Consider the following 17,580-nt stretch of genomic DNA (forward strand, 5'->3'; position numbering starts at 1 on the left):
TCGACTTCGCTCAACGGCTCCTCAGGGCGAACGGGGGTGAGGATGCCTGCCGAAAGATACTGCAACCAAACTGCCATCGTCGCGACGCGCTAGTGAAACCAACGCTTCATACGGACGCCGCAACGCCACCGCGGCGGGAGCCATGAAGCGCGCGCGGAGGCGAGGGATAATCTTCGGGGGAAACGATCGTGCTCACTCTTCGTGCGCGCGCCGGGTGCGGCGCGTCCATCCTGTGCCTGGCGCTGGCGCTCGGCACGCCGGCCCATGCCGGCGACATCGCGCCGGCGGACGCAGGCGCCGGCGCTGCGGGGCAGGTGTCGGCGCGGCCGACCATCTCGGGCCATGTCTATGACGACACCGGTGCGGCGCTGCCGGGCGCGCGGATCACTGTGGAGGGGACGCCGTTCGAGGCCAGCACCGATGCGCAGGGCGGGTTCACGATCGCGGTGTCCGACCCCGGCCAGCCGGTGACGCTGGCGATCGACTATCTGGGGCGCCCGCACACGACCCGCACGGTCGACCCCGCGAACTCGATCGAGATCGTGCTGCCGGCGGCGGGGCAGCCGGGCGACATCGTCGTCACCGGCGCGTCGCTGCTCGATAACACGGCGCGCGCGCTCAACCAGCAGCGGCAGGCGGACAATACCGTCACCATCCTGTCCGCCGATGCGATCGGGCGCTTCCCCGATCCCAATATCGCCGAGGCGCTGCAACGCGTTCCCGGCATCGCGATCGAGCGCGATCAGGGCGAGGGCCGCTACATCAACGTGCGCGGCGCGCCGAGCGAGTTCAGCGCGGTGTCGGTCGACGGGGTGCAGATCGCGTCGGTCGATCCCTCGACGCGCGCGGTCGACCTCGACACGCTGCCGTCCGATATCGTCGCCAATATCGCGGTGACCAAGACATTGGTGCCGAGCCAGGATGCGGATTCGATCTCCGGCGCGGTCAACATCACCACGCGGTCCGCGTTCGACCGCCGCGGCTTCGCGCTGACCGGGATGGCGGGCGCCAGCTACAACCAGTTCGGCGACACCAGCGACTATCGCGCCTCGGCATCGGTCAGCGATCGCTTCAGCCCGGATCGCCAGTTCGGCGTGCTGCTGTCGGGCAGCTATTCGAAGACGCACCGCCGCCCCGACAATGTCGAGAACGGCTGGGTCCGCAACAGCGCGGGCCAGTATCTGGTCGGCGAGACGTTCTTCAAGGATTACGACACCAAGCGCGAGCGGATCGCGGGCACCGGCGCGCTGGAATGGCGTCCGGCGGACGGCCACCGGCTGTACCTGCGCGGCTCCTATGCGCAGTTCGAGGATGACGAATATCGCGACCGGCTAGGCATCGTGTGGAGCGACGGGACGGTGCGCGCCGACGCCACCGACACCGCCGCGACCTACGATCGCACGCGCATCAACAAGCAGGTGCGCCACCGCACGCAGCGCAACGAGATCTGGACGGTCGTCGGCGGCGGCGAGAACAGGCTGGGCGCGGGCAAGCTGAGCTACGACGTGTCGTACACGCGTTCGCAGCAGACCTATCCCAACCGCAACGAATTGCTGTTCCGCTCCACGCTGCGCCCGACGCTGAGCTACAATTTCGCGAACAATGCGGACCTGCCGACCTATTCGCTGTTCACCAGCAACGAGCATCTGCAGACCGCCAATTACGGCTTCTACGAGAACACCTTCCGGTCGAACACGACGAAGAACGACACGTTCAGCGCACAGATCCGTGGCGATGTGCCCGCGGAGCTGGGCAGCGGCGATGCGACGCTGAGCATCGGCGGGCGCTATCGCGAGCGGACCGTCGATGCGGACGAGGAGCGGTTCCGCAACCGCGACGCGTCCGCCGCGCTGGGACGGACGCTGGCCGGCGTGCTGAGCGATCAGGAATCGCGCAACTTCGACTATGATCTGGGCGATCGCATCGACCCGGCGAAGGCGGACGACTATTTCGCGGCGGCGCGTCCCAATTCGCCGCGGCGCGTGTCGGATTCGCGGATCGCGGACTATCGCGTGAAGGAGAAGGTGCTCGGCATCTTCGGCATGGGCAAGTTCGAGTTCGGCGCGACGACGCTGATCGCCGGATTGCGCGTGGAGAGCACCGACTTCCGCGGCGATACCGCGACCTATAATGCCGCGACCAACGTCTATGGCGCGCGCACGTCGAAGACCGGCTATGTCGAGTTCTTCCCCAATCTGACGCTGCGGCAGGAATTCTCGCCCAATCTGATCGGCCGCTTCGCGCTGACGCGCGGGATCAACCGGCCCAATTTCGTCGATCTGGTGCCGCGCACGCTGGTGGAGGACGATGGCGTGCTGGTGGTGCGGCAGGGCAATGCCGATTTGCGCCCGACGTTGTCGAACAATGTCGATGCGGGGCTGGAGTATTACATCCGCCCGCTGGGCATCGTCGCGGTCAATGCCTTCTACAAGGATCTGGAGGATTACCGCTATACCGTCACCCGCAACGGCATTGTCGACGGGCGCGTCGCGCGGCTGACGCAGCCGATCAACGCGCCGAAGGGCAAGCTGTACGGCGTCGAACTCAACTGGCAGCAGCAGTTCTCGTTCCTGCCGGGCCTGCTGGGCGGGTTCGGCGTGTTCGCCAATTACACCTATACCGCGGGTGACGCGCGGCTGGCGCAGGCGGACCTGACCGGGCGCAGCGTGTTCAATTTGCCCGGCCAGTCGAAGCATATGTGGAACGCCAGCCTGTTCTACGAGCGCGGGCCGGTGAACCTGCGCGTCGCCTATACCAAGCGGTCGGACTATCTGGACGAGATCAACACCACCGACCGCACGCTGGACCTGTACTGGGAGGGCCGCGGACAGCTGGACGCGACCGGCAGCGTGCAGGTGACCAAGGAGGTCAATCTGTTCGTCGAGGGCAAGAACCTGACCAATTCCGCCGGCGTGCGCTATTTCGGCGAGCGGCAGCGGGTCTATGAATATGAGAAGTTCGGTTACACGATCTTCGGCGGCGTGCGGGTGAAGCTGTGACGCGCGCGTTTCTCCTGAGCGGATTGGCGCTGGCGGCGTGCGCGCCGACGGTGCCCCCGGCGGCGACCGGACCGGTCGCGGTGGTGAGCGTGCCGGCGGTGGCGGAGACCGATCCGGTCGATACCGCCAACGACGCCGCCGACGATCCCGCGATCTGGCGCAACCCCGTCGATCCCGCGAAAAGCCTGGTGATCGGCACCGACAAGAAGGCGGGCGTCCACGTCCACGACCTGACCGGCAAGCGGCTGAGCTTCACCCCGGCGGCGCGGCTCAACAACGTCGACCTGCGCGATCTGGGTGGTGGCAAGGTCATTGCTGCGGCCAGCGACCGGGCGGACGTGGCGCAGGCGCATGTCACGCTGTTCCGGCTCGACACCACCGCGGCGCGACTGGTGTCGCTGGGGCGCTATCCCGTCGGTGCGGGCGAGGCCTATGGCATGTGCCTGTGGCGGCGCGCGCGCGACAAGGCGCTGTTCGGCTTCATCGTGCTGAAGGACGGGCGGATCGATCAGGTGGCGATCGATGCCGATGGCGCGACCCCGAGCGTGCGGCTGGTGCGCAGCCTGACGCTGGCGACCCAGTCCGAAGGATGCGTGGTCGATGACCGCACCGGCATCCTGTACGTCGCGGAGGAGGATGTCGGGCTGTGGCGGTTCGATGCCGATCCCGCGGGCAGCAGCGCGCCGGTGAGCATCGCAAAGGTGGACGGGGTGAACCTCGTCGCGGATGCGGAGGGGCTGGCGCTGGCGCCGCAGGGGCGGCGTGGCGGTTACCTGATCGTGTCGAGCCAGGGGGACAGCACCTACAACGTCTATCGGCTGGGCGACGACCGACTGATGGGGCGGTTCCGCATCGCGGGCGGCGTGATCGACGGGACCAGCGAGACGGACGGGATCGAGGTCGCGCTGGGTGATTTCGGCCCGCGTTTTCCGAAGGGTGTGATGGTGGCGCAGGACGGCGATAATGCGCCGGAGACGCAGAACTTCAAGCTGGTGTCGTGGGCGGATGTCGTGAAGGCGTTGGGGTTGCGGTGAGCCACCGTCACCCCGGACTCGATCCGGGGTCCCGCTTCTTTTGCGACGTCGGCAAGTAAGCGGGACCCCGGGTCAAGCCCGGGGTGACGGGTAGGGGTGGGGTGACTGTTGCGTTTTCCCCCACACCCCGCTACACGCCCACCCACGTTCCGTCGTTGAACGCTGAAGACAAGCGCCCATGTGGTGCACGCTGGCCGGCGAGGTTTCGCCCGCCGGCGCTTTTGCGTTTGGCGGGAACCATGAGGGATTTGCATGTTCGATAGCCTGAGCGATCGTCTGGGTGGAGTGTTCGACCGGCTGCGCGGCCGTGGCGCGCTGACCGAGGCGGACGTGCGTCAGGCGATGCGCGAGGTGCGCGTCGCGCTGCTGGAGGCGGACGTGGCGCTGCCCGTCGCGCGCCAGTTCGTCGACGAGGCGACCGAGGAAGCGATTGGGCAGAACGTGCTGCGCTCGGTCACCCCGGGGCAGCAGGTCGTCAAGATCGTCAACGACGCGCTGGTGCGCATGCTGGGTGGCGACGATCCCGAAGGTGCGGCGCTCGACCTGAGCGTGGCACCGCCCGCGATCGTGATGATGGTCGGCCTTCAGGGATCGGGCAAGACGACGACCACTGCGAAGATCGCCAAGAAGCTGGCGGCGGGCACGCTGGGCGGCGTGATGTCGCAGAACCGCGAGCGCAAGAAGGTGCTGATGGCGTCGCTCGACGTCAATCGCCCGGCGGCGCAGGAGCAGCTGGCGACGCTGGGCACGCAGGTCGAGGTGGCGACGCTGCCGATCGTGCCGGGGCAGCAGCCGGTCGAGATCGCGCGGCGCGCGGTGCAGGCGGCGAAGCTCCAGGGCTTCGATGTCCTGATGCTCGACACCGCCGGGCGCCTGCACGTCGATCAGGCGCTGATGGACGAGATGAAGGCGGTCGCCGAGGTGGCTCGCCCGCAGGAGATCCTGCTCGTCGTCGACAGCCTGACCGGTCAGGACGCGGTCAATGTCGCGCAGAACTTCTCCGAGCAGGTGCCGCTGACCGGTGTCGTGCTGACGCGGATGGACGGCGATGCGCGCGGTGGCGCGGCGCTGTCGATGCGCGCGGTCACCGGCAAGCCAATCAAGTTCGCGGGCACCGGCGAGAAGATGGACGCGCTGGAGGCGTTCCATCCCGGCCGTGTCGCGGGCCGTATCCTGGGCATGGGCGACGTCGTCTCGCTGGTCGAGCGCGCGGCGGAGTCGATCCAGCAGGAGGACGCCGAGCGGATGGCGTCGCGGCTGGCCAAGGGCCAGTTCGACCTCAACGATTTGCGCGGGCAGCTGGGGCAGATGCGCCGCATGGGCGGTCTGGGCGCGCTCGCCGGCATGCTGCCGGGGATGAAGAAGGCGCAGGCGGCGATGGACGCGACGCCGGGCAGCGACAAGATGCTGGTGCATCTGGACGCGATCATCGGCTCGATGACGCCCAAGGAGCGCGCCAAGCCCGAACTGATCAACGCCAAGCGCAAGATCCGTATCGCCAAGGGTTCCGGCACCACGGTGCAGGAGGTCAACAAGCTCCTGAAGATGCATCAGGAAATGTCCACCGCCATGAAGAAGATCAAGAAGATGGGCGGGTTGAAGGGCATGATGGCGATGCTGGGCAAGGGCGGTCTGGGCGGCCTGGGCAATGCCATCGGTGGCGCCGACATGGGCGACATGATGGGCAAGCTGGGCGGGCCGGGCGGCGGTCCCGGGCTCCCCGGCCTGCCGGGGCTTCCGGGCGGCGGGATGCCGGGCGGGTTCAAGTTCAAGAAGTGAGCAGCCGCCTCGATCGTCACCCCAGCGAAAGCTGGGGTCTCGGGCGAGGCTCGTAACGACAACAAGAAGATCCCAGCCTTCGCTGGGATGACGAGTAGAAGGCAAGATACAATGGCACTGAGCATTCGCCTGTCGCGTGGCGGTTCGAAGAAGCGTCCCTACTACCGCATCGTGGTGGCCGACGCCCGCAGCCCGCGTGACGGCAAGTTCATCGAGAAGATCGGCAACTACAATCCGCTGCTCGCCAAGGACGACGAGAAGCGCGTGGTGCTGGACGCCGATCGCGCCAAGCACTGGCTGGGCGTCGGTGCGCAGCCGACCGATCGCGTCGCGCGCTTCCTGGACGTGGCCGGCGTGAAGGAGCGCCCCGCACGCAACAACCCGAAGAAGGCCGAGCCGGGCGAGAAGGCCAAGGAGCGCGCCGAGGAGCGTGCCGAGAAGGCCAAGGCCGCCGAGGAAGCCGCCGCCGAGGCGAATGCGCCGGCCGCCGCCGAGCCGGCCGCCGAGGCCGAGACCGCCGAGTAAGCAGCCGATCCGGTCATCGTGCGTTGCCTCTCCTTCCGACAAGGACAGGAGTAGCACGATGACCCAGGATCCCGATCCGCGGACCGCCCCCGACGATGACGAAGATGCCACCACCTCCGGTGTCTCCTCCAATCAAGGTGTCTCCAGCGAAGCGCCGGCCGAAGGCGCCGACGACGCCCCCTCCGGGAACGACGGCTCCCCCGACCGCGAGTGACGCGCCGCCGGTCGATCGCGACACGATCGTGCTCGCGGTCGTCACCGGCGCGCACGGCATTGGGGGCGAGGTACGGCTCAAACTCTTCGGCGAGGATGTGGCGGCGCACCGGTCGTTCAACGGTGGTGCGCTGACGCTGACGAAGCTGCGCGACGGCAGCATCGCGCGCTTCGCCGAGGTGACCGATCGCAATGCGGCGGAGGCGCTGCGCGGGACCTATCTGACGGTCCCGCGCGACGCGCTGCCGCCGCTGGCGGAGGGCGAATATTACCACGCCGATTTGCTCGGGCTGGCGGTGGTGTCCACCGCGGGCGAGGCCGTCGGCACGGTGGTGGCGGTCGAGAATTTCGGCGCAGGCGATGTGGTGGAGATCCGCCGCGAGTCGGGGCGGACGTTCATGGTGCCGATCCATGCGGTGCCGGAATGGGACCGCGAGCGGCTGACGGTGGATGCGGCGTTTGTGGAGTGACGATGCGTCGTCACCCCGGCCTTGAGCCGGGGTCCCGCTTCTTCTTCGACCGTTGCGTGGAAGCGGGACCCTGGCTCAAGGCCGGGGTGACGGAAGAATTGATGTCATGACCTTCCGCGCCACCATCCTCACCCTCTACCCGGAGATGTTCCCCGGTCCGCTCGCCACGGCGCTGGCGGGCAGGGCGCTGCGCGAGGCACGCTGGTCGCTCGATGCGGTCAACATCCGCGACGCCGCGACCGACCGCCACCGCACCGTCGACGACACACCCGCGGGGGGCGGTGCGGGGATGGTGCTGCGTGCCGATGTGGTGGCGCGCGCGCTCGACCCGCATTGCGACGGCCGCCCCGTGCTGGCGATGACGCCGCGCGGGCGACCGCTGACCCAGGCGCGCGTGCGCGATCTGGCGGCGGGGCCGGGGGCGGTAGTGTTGTGCGGCCGCTTCGAGGGGTTCGACGAGCGCCTGTTCGAGGCGCGCGCGATCGAGGAGGTGTCGATCGGCGACTTTATCCTGTCGGGCGGTGAAATGGCGGCGCTGGTGTTGCTCGACGCTTGCGTTCGGCTGCTTCCCGGCGTAATGGGCGCGGCTTCCAGCGGGGACGAGGAGAGCTTCGAAAGCGGCCTCCTCGAATATCCGCATTATACCCGACCTGTCGAATGGGAAGGGCGCACGATCCCCGAAGTGCTGCGATCGGGGGATCATGCGAGGATCGCGGCGTGGCGACAGTCACGGGCCGAGATCGACACACGGCTACGGCGGCCGGACCTGTGGGAGCGCCATGAGGGCGCTCGGGTCGGCTCGCCCTCTGGCGCGCGGCAACGGACTGAGGACGATTGAGATGAACCTGATCCAGACGCTCGAGGCCGAGCAGATCGCCAAGTTCAACGAAACGAAGAAGATCCCCGAATTCCGCCCCGGCGACACGCTGAAGGTCGGCGTGAAGGTGGTCGAGGGCGAGCGCACCCGCGTCCAGAACTACGAGGGCGTGTGCATCGCGCGCTCGAACAAGGGCATGGGTTCCTCGTTCACCGTGCGCAAGATCAGCTTCGGCGAGGGCGTGGAGCGTGTGTTCCCGCTGTATTCGCCGAACGTCGCTTCGATCGAGGTGGTGCGCAAGGGGGCGGTGCGCCGCGCCAAGCTGTATTACCTGCGCGGCCGCACCGGCAAGTCGGCGCGCATCGCCGAGCGCCGCGACAACCGCACCGCGCCGGTGGCAGCGGAATAACCGCCTGCGTTTTCGGACGACGTTGGAACGGGCGTGGCGGGCAACCGCCGCGCCCGTTTTTGTTGCGGGGGTGGTAGGGTGCTTGCGGGCGGGTGGTTTCCGCTGCGGTTGATCTTTGTGGGCGCGGGGGAGACCTGCTCGATCGAGAGTTTGCGGGCTCGGCCCGGGGTCGATCCCCGCGTGTGCGGGGGAGCCTGACCAACATTCGCGCTGTCTGTCAGAATACGTGGTCGATCCCCGCGTGTGCGGGGGAGCCCGACGTTCGCTTCGACCTCGCTTTCGTCGACGGGGTCGATCCCCGCGTGTGCGGGGGAGCCACACGGTTCTCCCGGATGTTGCGGTTGATCGTGGGTCGATCCCCGCGTGTGCGGGGGAGCCCGCTATCTCCGCGAGCACCCCGAGTTCGGCGGGGGTCGATCCCCGCGTGTGCGGGGGAGCCCATGTCGCGATCGAGGCGGGGCGCGCGTTCGCGGGTCGATCCCCGCGTGTGCGGGGGAGCCTGCGTGAACAGTTCCTCGACGACGTAATAGGGGGGTCGATCCCCGCGTGTGCGGGGGAGCCTCGTCGCTCCACCACGCCGCGGCGACGACGAACGGTCGATCCCCGCGTGTGCGGGGGAGCCTTTACATCGATGACTCGAAAGACGCGAGCCGGGGGTCGATCCCCGCGTGTGCGGGGGAGCCTCGGCCGTGCGGATCAGCCGGGAGGCAACAGCGGGTCGATCCCCGCGTGTGCGGGGGAGCCGACCTGCGGCACTGAGGACGCGCGGTAGACCTGGGTCGATCCCCGCGTGTGCGGGGGAGCCTGGGGGAACTCGGGTATGGGTTCGCCTACCGAGGGTCGATCCCCGCGTGTGCGGGGGAGCCCGTGGGGTCCCACCGGAAAGCTGCCCCGCGCGCGGTCGATCCCCGCGTGTGCGGGGGAGCCCGTTCGCGGTTCTCGCGTATGCCTTAGACCGAGGGTCGATCCCCGCGTGTGCGGGGGAGCCGACACGGTGATCGCCTGGAACGGCGCGAAGCTGGGTCGATCCCCGCGTGTGCGGGGGAGCCCTGCGACCCTGTTCCAGCACGCCCAAGATGCCGGGTCGATCCCCGCGTGTGCGGGGGAGCCCAGCCATCGCTGTCGACGTAGCCGTACATTCGCGGTCGATCCCCGCGTGTGCGGGGGAGCCATACCGCCGATGAGGCCGGGGTTCTGCTGATAGGGTCGATCCCCGCGTGTGCGGGGGAGCCCTCGCCGGCGAGATCCCCAACGTCAGCCTGAGGGGTCGATCCCCGCGTGTGCGGGGGAGCCTTGGGGTGCGGACGCCGCGCAGTATGCGGGCCGGGTCGATCCCCGCGTGTGCGGGGGAGCCTCGCAAGTGGCCTACCGTAAACGGAATGCGCCGGGTCGATCCGCGCGTGTGCGGGGGAGCCCCCAGCAGCGCGCGCGCAGTGGCCGGGAAGCTGGGTCGATCCCCGCGTGTGCGGGGGAGCCTCGGGGTTGAGGATCGCGCGCTTGGATATCCAGGGTCGATCCCCGCGTGTGCGGGGGAGCCTTCGACTTGCCCTTCACCGCGTCGCCCGCCTCGGGTCGATCCCCGCGTGTGCGGGGGAGCCGCAGAACGGTTTCCGAAGAGCGTGTCGTATCGGGGTCGATCCCCGCGTGTGCGGGGGAGCCTTCTGCCCGAGGTTGGTCAGGTCATTGGCGTAGTGGTCGATCCCCGCGTGTGCGGGGGAGCCGTCCACTTGACCATCTCAGAGTAACCGTTGTCGGGTCGATCCCCGCGTGTGCGGGGGAGCCTCGGCGGCGAGCTGCTGGCGGTTCTTCGCGATGGGTCGATCCCCGCGTGTGCGGGGGAGCCTCAAGCTGGGGGTGGGTCCGTGTGGCAAGGTGGGGTCGATCCCCGCGTGTGCGGGGGAGCCTCATTGAAAGCAGACCACTGGACCAGCAGCCGGGGTCGATCCCCGCGTGTGCGGGGGAGCCGGCGACCCTCGTCCATGCACGCTACGCCGGTTGGGTCGATCCCCGCGTGTGCGGGGGAGCCTGGGTCCCGATGGGGAGTGGAGCGTAATGGCTGGGTCGATCCCCGCGTGTGCGGGGGAGCCCCACAGGCTAGGTGCCGCCCGTGGATCTGCGTGGGTCGATCCCCGCGTGTGCGGGGGAGCCACGTCGTAGCTGACCTCCAACCCGCTCAGCTGGGGTCGATCCCCGCGTGTGCGGGGGAGCCCAGGCCGACCAGCGCAAGGGACTTCATCATAGGGGTCGATCCCCGCGTGTGCGGGGGAGCCAACAGATGGCCTTCGATGGGGAGGTCAACATCGGGTCGATCCCCGCGTGTGCGGGGGAGCCGGGAGAGGGGGCGTGATGGAAGTGCTGGACCTGGGTCGATCCCCGCGTGTGCGGGGGAGCCAGACCGAGGATTTCCAGCTGTTCGTCGAGATTGGGTCGATCCCCGCGTGTGCGGGGGAGCCTCTAGCGTCACCGGCGCGTCGAGAGTTATGTTGGGTCGATCCCCGCGTGTGCGGGGGAGCCCCCATCTCGGGGCGAAGATGCTCGGGCCACTCGGGTCGATCCCCGCGTGTGCGGGGGAGCCGTCTCCTCGTTGCCGGTCAACCCCTCGGGCGGGGGTCGATCCCCGCGTGTGCGGGGGAGCCCCTTGGGGCCGCGGCATGATGGACGACGCACAGGGTCGATCCCCGCGTGTGCGGGGGAGCCCTGCAGGGCGTCCGTGCCCGCCTTGACCGCGCGGGTCGATCCCCGCGTGTGCGGGGGAGCCTTCAGGTCGAGCATGATGGTCTCCTTCGGTCAGGGTCGATCCCCGCGTGTGCGGGGGAGCCCAGGGGGGCGACCCGTTCGGCCCGGCCACCGTGGGTCGATCCCCGCGTGTGCGGGGGAGCCGTGGGGGTGGGCTTTGGGCGCGTCGCCCCCATGGGTCGATCCCCGCGTGTGCGGGGGAGCCGGGGACACCGGACAGCTTCTCGCCCAAAAGCGGGGTCGATCCCCGCGTGTGCGGGGGAGCCGAAATGTACGTGACGGCGATCGAATTGACCGCGGGTCGATCCCCGCGTGTGCGGGGGAGCCAGGCGCCGTCATGCGAGCGGGCCAGTCAGGCAGGGTCGATCCCCGCGTGTGCGGGGGAGCCTCTCCGAATTTGAACGGAAAGGTGAGCTTTCGGGGTCGATCCCCGCGTGTGCGGGGGAGCCTCTTGCAGCTACCTGGCTGTTTTCGTTCACGATGTCAAAGAAGCCGCGGCAATACCGCCATCACGGCGGGCGTTCCGGCGTCTGGCGCGAGGAGAGCGCGCGGCGGACCAGGAGGATGCCGTCGTGTGCGATCACGTCCTTGGGGGGCTCCCCCAGGACCGACAGCCCCAGCCCGCCGGCCGATGCCGGTTCTGCCCAGCACATCACGATGCTGCCGCGGCGCAGGCGGGTGTGCCATTCCTCGACGACCGCCCACACGCGGCCGCGCACGCCGGCGCTCATGCGCGGCTGGGCATAGACGCCCGGCGCCAGTTCCAGCATCGCGGAGCCGAGGAAGCCGCGATAGCGATCCTCCACGTCGCGGGTGATGACGACGGTCAGCGGCATCAGTCGGCGCCCGCGTCGGCCGGGGCGGGCACCGCCGCCGCCGCCGCGTCGCCGGGCAGCAGCAGCGTCTTGATGCGGTCGATCATCCCGGGGATCACGCCGCGCTGGCGGAAGAGGAGCGCGGCGCGCTTGCGCACCAGCCGCTCGATCGGGGCGGCGCCGCGCGCGCGGGCCTCGCGTACCGCGCCGAAGGCGATGTCGAGCAGCACGTCGTGGCGATAGAGGTCGGCGATGTCGAGGACGAAGCTCTGCCCCGAATCCTCGTGGACGAAGCCCAGTTGCGGGATCGCGCCGGTCGCGGCCACCGCGACGCTGGCGGCGGCGGTCATCGCCGATCCGGCATGGTTGATCGCCTGATTGGCGAGGTCGCCGGCCTCCGGGTTCTCGCGGTCGTAGCGGCGGCCGTTCCACACGATACCGTGGCGTTCGGCGGCGAGGACATAGGCGCGCTTGATCCGGGCGCCCTCCTGCCCGCGCAGCACGGCGATGTCGCGGGTGCGCACGATCTCGCCGAAGCGCATCGCGTACATGGCGCGTGCGGTTTCCATCCGCAGCTTCGGATCGGCCCAGCGGCGCACATGCGCGCGCGCCAGCGCCGAGGTGTCCGGCATCAGCGGCGGCGCGGTGTAGAAGCGCACCGCGCCATCGCCGATCGCCGCCAGCGCACAGCCGTGGCGCGCGAGCAGCCGCAGCGCATCGTGCGTCACGCTGCTGCCCGGCCCCAGCAGCACGATCGAGATGGCGTGATAGGGGATCTGGTAATCCCCCGCCGCCAGCCCGCCGCCGCCCGCGGTGACGAAGCGCAGGCAGCCGTCCTCCACCTCCAGCCGCCCACGATCGAGCCACACCAGCCCCTGGCGGTCCGCGTGCGGGATCCGCGCGCGTTCCAGCCCGAGGCGGCCGGAGAGCATCTACGCCGTCCGCCCTGGGGGCGACAGCAGCAGCATGCCATAGCCGAAGGCGGCATGGCGCCCGATCCCGCGCGCGAGCTGCGCCGCGAAGGCATCGGCATCGGCGATGGTCAGCGTGCCCGCCAGCACCGCGTCCGGCCCCTCGACCGCGCGGGTGCGGGCACCGCCGGCGGCACGGTGCGTGCTGCGTCGCGCGCGCACGCGGCGGAAGAGGCGTAGCGCGACCTCGTCGATCGTGGCGGCGCCGGCTAGCCGGGTGCGGAGCCAGTCGGCATAGACCGCCTCGCGCGTGACGTCGCCGGTGCCGTCGGTCGCCCGCACCGCGCGCTCGCAGGCGGCGACATAGGCGTCCATCTCGCCGGCGCGGTGCTGCCATGCGGCGGTGCGGCCTTCGCGCGCGGCGCGGACCTGCTTGCCGAAACGGACGACCGGCCGCGCGCGCACCTCGAAGGCATAGCGTGCGCCGATGCGCCAGGCGGCGGGCATCGGCTGCGCCTCCGGCGTGTCGAACAGCCCGTCGAGCCGGTCGTCCGCGATCGGCAGCGCCGCGGCGTCCTGCATCGCGGCCCAATCGCCGGCATAGCCCAGCACATGCGGTCCCCGGCGATGGTCCGGCAGGTAGCGGAACGGGCGCGGGGCGGCATCGCCGAAGCGCTCAACCAAAGCGCAGTGCAGCGCATAGCCATCGTCGTCGTCGTCGATCCGCCGCTCCACCGCGAAGCGGGCCAGCGCCAGCGGGTCCACGCCCAGCCGGACCAGATGGAGCGTCACGCCGTCGCCTCCGGCCAGGCGAGCCGACCGTACATCACGCGGCGCAGCCCGGCGTGGACGCCGGCGGGCCAGTGGCGTTCGTCGGTCAGCTCATCCTCGCGCGCGCCGCCCGCGATCGCCTGTGCCAGTGCATCGCCGGTCAGTTCGCGCAACGGCCATTGCGCGCGGATCTCGGGGACGGGGCGGAGCAGGGGATCGCCGCTCGACGCCGCCAGCGCCGCCACCAGCGCGTCGGGGATCGTCGCCGCCTCCACGATGCCGCGGAACAGCGGGCGCGAGGGCAGGAACGGCTTGCGGCCGATGAACAGCGGGCGTTCGGGGCGCACCAGCGAGGTGGCCAGCGCGTCCAGATCGGGCGCCGCATCGGCGGGGTCGAGCCGGCAGGCGATCAGGACGCGCGCGTCGGCGTCCATGTCGCGATAGCGGATGTGGGGCGACTTGTAGGTGTCCGCACCGCCCGCGCGCCCCTCCACGCGGCCGCGCGTGGTCCAGCCGCGGTCGTTCGCCTCCAGCTTGGCGGTCTGGAACTCGCGCTGGCGCTGGCCCTCCGCGATCCGCGCGGATCCCATCACCAGCCGCTCCTGCAACGCGGCCTGCGCGTCCGCGTCATGGCGCTCCCAGCCGAGCGCGTTGGCGAACAGCCCCGCGAGCATCGACTTGGCGGGAAAATCGCGCACGACGCCATAGGCATCGACCAGATCGCCGCCGAAGCTCATCAGCGGCGCGTCGAGATCGAGGATCAGGTGCCTCACGGCATCATCCGCGCGTCGCGGACCAGCGCGCCGGCCCAGTCGGCCACCTCGCGCAGACTGCCGTCGGCGATCCCGTCGAGCGCCAGATCGGGGAGACGGGCGTGGCGGCGCGCCTCGCCGGTATCGTACATCGCGTCCAGCGCCTGGAGATGGCCGAGCAGCTTCTGTGCGGTGCGGTGGCCGAGCGAGTGGTTGGAGGCGACATCCTGCGTCGGTACCGCGTCGCGAAAGGCATTGGCCAGCGTGCGCGGCTGGCGGTCGCCCGCCTCGACCAGCACCAGTTCGGCGCGGCTGTAGGGGGCGGTGGAGCCCTTCTTGGCGCCCGGCGACACCTCCGCGACGAGGTGGATCAGATGCTCGACCACCTGCGCGGCGAGCGCGCGGTCATAATCCCCGGCCCAGTCGGTGCGGTCGCAGCCGGTGAGGTTGGACACCAACAGCGGCACGTCGACCACGACATAGCCGTAATAGAGGCCCGAGGTGAGCTCCGTATCGAACACGCCCGCGGCGCCGGCGTCGTCGCCCAGATCGCGGTCGCGCAGGTCGTCGACGACCGTGAAATAGTCCAGCTCCGCCTGTTCCGGGTGGACGGTGAAGGCGTGCGCGACATGGATCGCGGCATCGCGATTGGCGCGCGTGTCGCTGGTCACCATGCGCCCAAACAGGGCCGCCTCCAGCGAGGCGGCGAGCACATTCTGATCGCGCAGCTGGTTGAGATTTGCTTTCTCCTCCTTGATCCACGCGTCGGCGGCGGCGCCGGCCGCCTTGGCATCCGCGTTCTCCGATAGCAGTCGTTCCGCCTGCTGACGCATCCATGCGAGTTCGGGGCGACCGAACAGCAACGCCTGACGCTGCTGCTTGTCCTTGGCACTCTTGCCGTAAAATTTGGTGAGGAAGGCGAGTTCGACCGCATCCACCGCCTCCTCATCGAAGCGCGCGCGCAGTGGCCCCGTCACCTCGCGTTCGATCGCGATCTTGGAGCGGACGCCCTCCACGCCGCTCTGTTCTGCCAGACGATGGAGCGCATGACGGTCATCCGCCTTGCGCCAGTGGCGCTTCAGGCATTGCGAGGAGATGCGAGTGCGGGTGGCACTGCCGAACGGCAGGCGCTTGGACAGTCCGGCATCGTCGCGGTTGAGAAGCGCGCCGGGCCATGCGGCGAGGAAATGGATCTGGATGAACTTCGGCAGCGCGTCGTCGATCGTGTCAGTCGTCATTCGAAGTCCCCTCTTATGACCGCGCTGCGGCGGCATAATAATCCTGCGCGATCCGGATGCGGGCGGATTGCGCTTTCCCGTCATCGCCTGCGAGCAGATGATAGACGGTCCACAGGTTCACCGGCTTGCGCGGCCGTGCGAGGAGGCGTGCCATCAGGCGAATCTGATCGTGGAGTCCTGCCCCGCGCGCAGCCAGCAGGCGCAGAATGCGATTCTCCGACACGCCCGCGTCGTGCAGCGCGGCGCCGAGCCGGCGCTTTTCGTCATGAGACGCGATGGCGCCGGTCCCTGCCAGCATCGCGGCGACATGCACGACCAATCGCCATCGTTCGTAATCGCTTTCGAACAGGTCGGGGGCGACCTTGGCCCTCATCAACAATTTGATGATGGTGCCATCCGAGACGGCTGATCGGCCGAGCTCCAATCGGCGCAGGATTGCCCGTTCGCCGGTCGAGAGAAATCGCAACTGGCCGGAGATGGAGACGAACCAATCGGACGATACCGCCGCTGCCCCGGGAGTGCCGGGCGGCACCGGCAATGGACTACTCGCCATGTTCGACCTCCTTCAGCCAGCGGCTCATTTCGAAGAACAGCATCGATCGCGCCCGCGCCCGGGCCGGAGTACGTCGCATCGTCGTTCCCGGCGCTGCGTCGGCGGCGGTGTCGAAGACGTCGAACGCGACGTCGCGCAGCCATGAGCGCCAGAACAACCGGTGGTTATCGGGATCGCCGGCGGCCTCGGCCCAAAACGGCGCCTCGAAAAAATCCTCGTCGACCGCGGCATCGAACCGCTCGATCCACCGTTCGGTCTTCTTCTTCGTGGCATCGTCGTCGAGCCGTGCCTTGTCCGGGCCGCCCTGCATCAGCGAGATCAACGAGCGGCGTAGCCGTCGGCTCGCCTCGCCGGCTTCCAGCGCGCGCTTGTTCGCCACGTCGCCGATCCGGTCCAGCATCTTCGTCTGGCCGGTGGGGAGTTGCGCGAGCCGGCTGATGCGCACAGGGCGGCGATGGAGCCCCTCGGTCTTGCCCTGTCCGCGGACCAGCGCCGCGGCGAGGATCGACAGACCGGTGGCCGCATCCGTGTCGTGCGGCTCCGCCAGCAGCGGACGCTTGATCTCCTCGCGATTGAGCAGGCGAGCCATCTGGCGATAGCCGAAGCCGGCGCCGCTGGGCGTATGGCTCGACGTACCATCGGCCTTGAGCGGTGCCCATGGATCACCGGTCAGCCCCTTGAGGTGCGCAGCGGCGACGCGGGCGCACTTCGATCCGGCGGCGACCCCTTCGATCGCGGAAGACGCGCCATGGCGCAGGCGAATGCGGCGACAGATCTCGACATAGAGTTCATCGAGTTTCTCGACGTCCAGCGATATTGTGCCGTCCCAGGGTTGCGTCCACAACAGCGCGATGCCGGCGCGGCGATCGGGTCGTGAACCGGCGTCGGCGACGAGGCGCAAGGTGTCGCGCTGGAACGCGGCGCCAGCGCCACCCTGCGGTCGAACGCCCAAGGTCATCCGGCTCGCGAAGCCGCCATTCATGCGGGACACGCCGTAATTCCCCGCGCCGAGAAACCCCTCGGTCGTCTGCAAGGTCACCAGCGCGAACAGCCAGTCCTCGTCGCTGGCGGTCGCCATCCGCTCTTGCTTGACGTCGTGATTCTTCGCGGTGACCAGCATGTCGAGCGCATCGGGGGTGGGCAGGCGGTTCTTGTACGCCGCCCGGTCGCTCTCGTTAACGATCGGCGGCTGGAGCAATGCGGGCTTGGTCCAATCGTCGACCACCAGCTCCCATGCCTCGGGCCGGTCGGGGGTCAGCGTCATCAGCAGGTCGCGCCATACCACCTCATCCTGCGGCAAGGTGTCGCGCCTAGCGTGGATCAGCGCCAGCGCCGCCACCTGCACCGTAAAGGCATGCCACGGCTCGCGTTGATGCGGGCGCAGCGCGGTGAAGCTCCATGCCTCACCCGTCGCCAGCGCGGCAAAGGCCGCGAACAGCGACCCGCGATGCTCGCGGCCATCCTCGTCACGCCAACCGATCATGCCTTGCTCCCCCGGGTCCGCATGGAAGGACAGTCCGGCGCGCCGGTCAAGCGCGCTGGCGTACCATTCGTCCGT

At 69.3% G+C, this 17,580-nt stretch carries 15 protein-coding genes and 1 CRISPR repeat array; of the genes, 8 read left to right on the forward strand and 7 right to left on the reverse strand.

What is annotated here, in order from left to right; translation table 11 throughout:
* The first annotated feature begins 188 nt into the window (after positions 1-188).
* The 8 genes from PGN14_RS16305 to rplS all read left to right on the forward strand — a co-directional run bounded on the left by PGN14_RS16305 (position 189) and on the right by rplS (position 8,246).
* Positions 189-2,999, forward strand: a complete 2,811-nt coding sequence (locus tag PGN14_RS16305; protein ID WP_335300637.1) for a TonB-dependent receptor — start codon at positions 189-191, stop codon at positions 2,997-2,999.
* The gene (locus tag PGN14_RS16310) at positions 2,996-4,033 is read left to right on the forward strand and encodes a phytase (protein ID WP_443019544.1); all 1,038 of its coding nucleotides are present in this window, start codon (positions 2,996-2,998) and stop codon (positions 4,031-4,033) included. Before PGN14_RS16305 ends, PGN14_RS16310 begins: the two co-directional genes overlap by 4 nt.
* Before the next feature lie 252 nt (positions 4,034-4,285).
* Positions 4,286-5,812, forward strand: a complete 1,527-nt coding sequence (gene ffh / locus PGN14_RS16315) for a signal recognition particle protein (RefSeq protein ID WP_335300638.1) — start codon at positions 4,286-4,288, stop codon at positions 5,810-5,812.
* A 111-nt stretch (positions 5,813-5,923) separates the two neighbouring features.
* Entirely contained in the window at positions 5,924-6,337 is a 414-nt protein-coding gene (gene rpsP / locus PGN14_RS16320) for a 30S ribosomal protein S16 (protein ID WP_335300639.1), read from the forward strand.
* Between the two features lie 58 nt (positions 6,338-6,395).
* Positions 6,396-6,551, forward strand: a complete 156-nt coding sequence (locus PGN14_RS16325; RefSeq protein ID WP_335300640.1) for a hypothetical protein — start codon at positions 6,396-6,398, stop codon at positions 6,549-6,551.
* Positions 6,552-6,576: 25 nt separating this feature from the next.
* Positions 6,577-7,020, forward strand: a complete 444-nt coding sequence (gene rimM, locus PGN14_RS16330; protein WP_335300658.1) for a ribosome maturation factor RimM — start codon at positions 6,577-6,579, stop codon at positions 7,018-7,020.
* 106 nt (positions 7,021-7,126) lie between these two features.
* On the forward strand, positions 7,127-7,858 hold the full coding sequence (gene trmD / locus PGN14_RS16335; RefSeq protein ID WP_335300641.1) for a tRNA (guanosine(37)-N1)-methyltransferase TrmD: 732 nt from the start codon (positions 7,127-7,129) through the stop codon (positions 7,856-7,858).
* 1 nt (position 7,859) lies between these two features.
* Positions 7,860-8,246, forward strand: a complete 387-nt coding sequence (rplS, locus tag PGN14_RS16340; RefSeq protein WP_335300642.1) for a 50S ribosomal protein L19 — start codon at positions 7,860-7,862, stop codon at positions 8,244-8,246.
* A gap of 166 nt (positions 8,247-8,412) precedes the next feature.
* A CRISPR array of direct repeats spans positions 8,413-11,431; the repeat unit is 29 nt; unit sequence GGGTCGATCCCCGCGTGTGCGGGGGAGCC.
* A 60-nt stretch (positions 11,432-11,491) separates the two neighbouring features.
* On the opposite strand, the gene cas2e is transcribed toward rplS, so the two are convergent.
* From cas2e to PGN14_RS16375, 7 genes are read right to left on the reverse strand one after another with little or no spacing between them, the layout of a single operon-like run.
* Complete coding sequence (cas2e, locus tag PGN14_RS16345) at positions 11,492-11,818, reverse strand: type I-E CRISPR-associated endoribonuclease Cas2e (RefSeq protein WP_335300643.1); 327 nt, start codon at positions 11,816-11,818, stop codon at positions 11,492-11,494.
* Positions 11,818-12,729, reverse strand: a complete 912-nt coding sequence (cas1e, locus tag PGN14_RS16350) for a type I-E CRISPR-associated endonuclease Cas1e (RefSeq protein ID WP_335300644.1) — start codon at positions 12,727-12,729, stop codon at positions 11,818-11,820. The genes cas2e and cas1e overlap by 1 nt, the downstream gene beginning before the upstream one ends.
* Positions 12,730-13,500, reverse strand: a complete 771-nt coding sequence (locus PGN14_RS16355) for a type I-E CRISPR-associated protein Cas6/Cse3/CasE (protein WP_335300645.1) — start codon at positions 13,498-13,500, stop codon at positions 12,730-12,732.
* A complete protein-coding gene (cas5e, locus tag PGN14_RS16360) occupies positions 13,497-14,252 on the reverse strand; it encodes a type I-E CRISPR-associated protein Cas5/CasD (RefSeq protein ID WP_335300646.1) in 756 nt (251 codons plus the stop codon). Before cas5e ends, PGN14_RS16355 begins: the two co-directional genes overlap by 4 nt.
* The gene (gene cas7e, locus PGN14_RS16365) at positions 14,249-15,469 is read right to left on the reverse strand and encodes a type I-E CRISPR-associated protein Cas7/Cse4/CasC (RefSeq protein ID WP_335300647.1); all 1,221 of its coding nucleotides are present in this window, start codon (positions 15,467-15,469) and stop codon (positions 14,249-14,251) included. The genes cas5e and cas7e overlap by 4 nt, the downstream gene beginning before the upstream one ends.
* Before the next feature lie 13 nt (positions 15,470-15,482).
* Positions 15,483-16,022: a type I-E CRISPR-associated protein Cse2/CasB gene (casB, locus tag PGN14_RS16370; RefSeq protein ID WP_335300648.1), complete on the reverse strand. Its 540-nt coding sequence runs from the start codon at positions 16,020-16,022 to the stop codon at positions 15,483-15,485.
* A complete protein-coding gene (locus tag PGN14_RS16375) occupies positions 16,012-17,505 on the reverse strand; it encodes a hypothetical protein (protein WP_335300649.1) in 1,494 nt (497 codons plus the stop codon). Before PGN14_RS16375 ends, casB begins: the two co-directional genes overlap by 11 nt.
* Between the last annotated feature and the right edge of the window lie 75 nt (positions 17,506-17,580).

It is taken from the genome of Sphingomonas adhaesiva (assembly GCF_036946305.1).
In the GTDB taxonomy this organism is placed as follows: Bacteria; Pseudomonadota; Alphaproteobacteria; order Sphingomonadales; family Sphingomonadaceae; genus Sphingomonas; species Sphingomonas adhaesiva_B.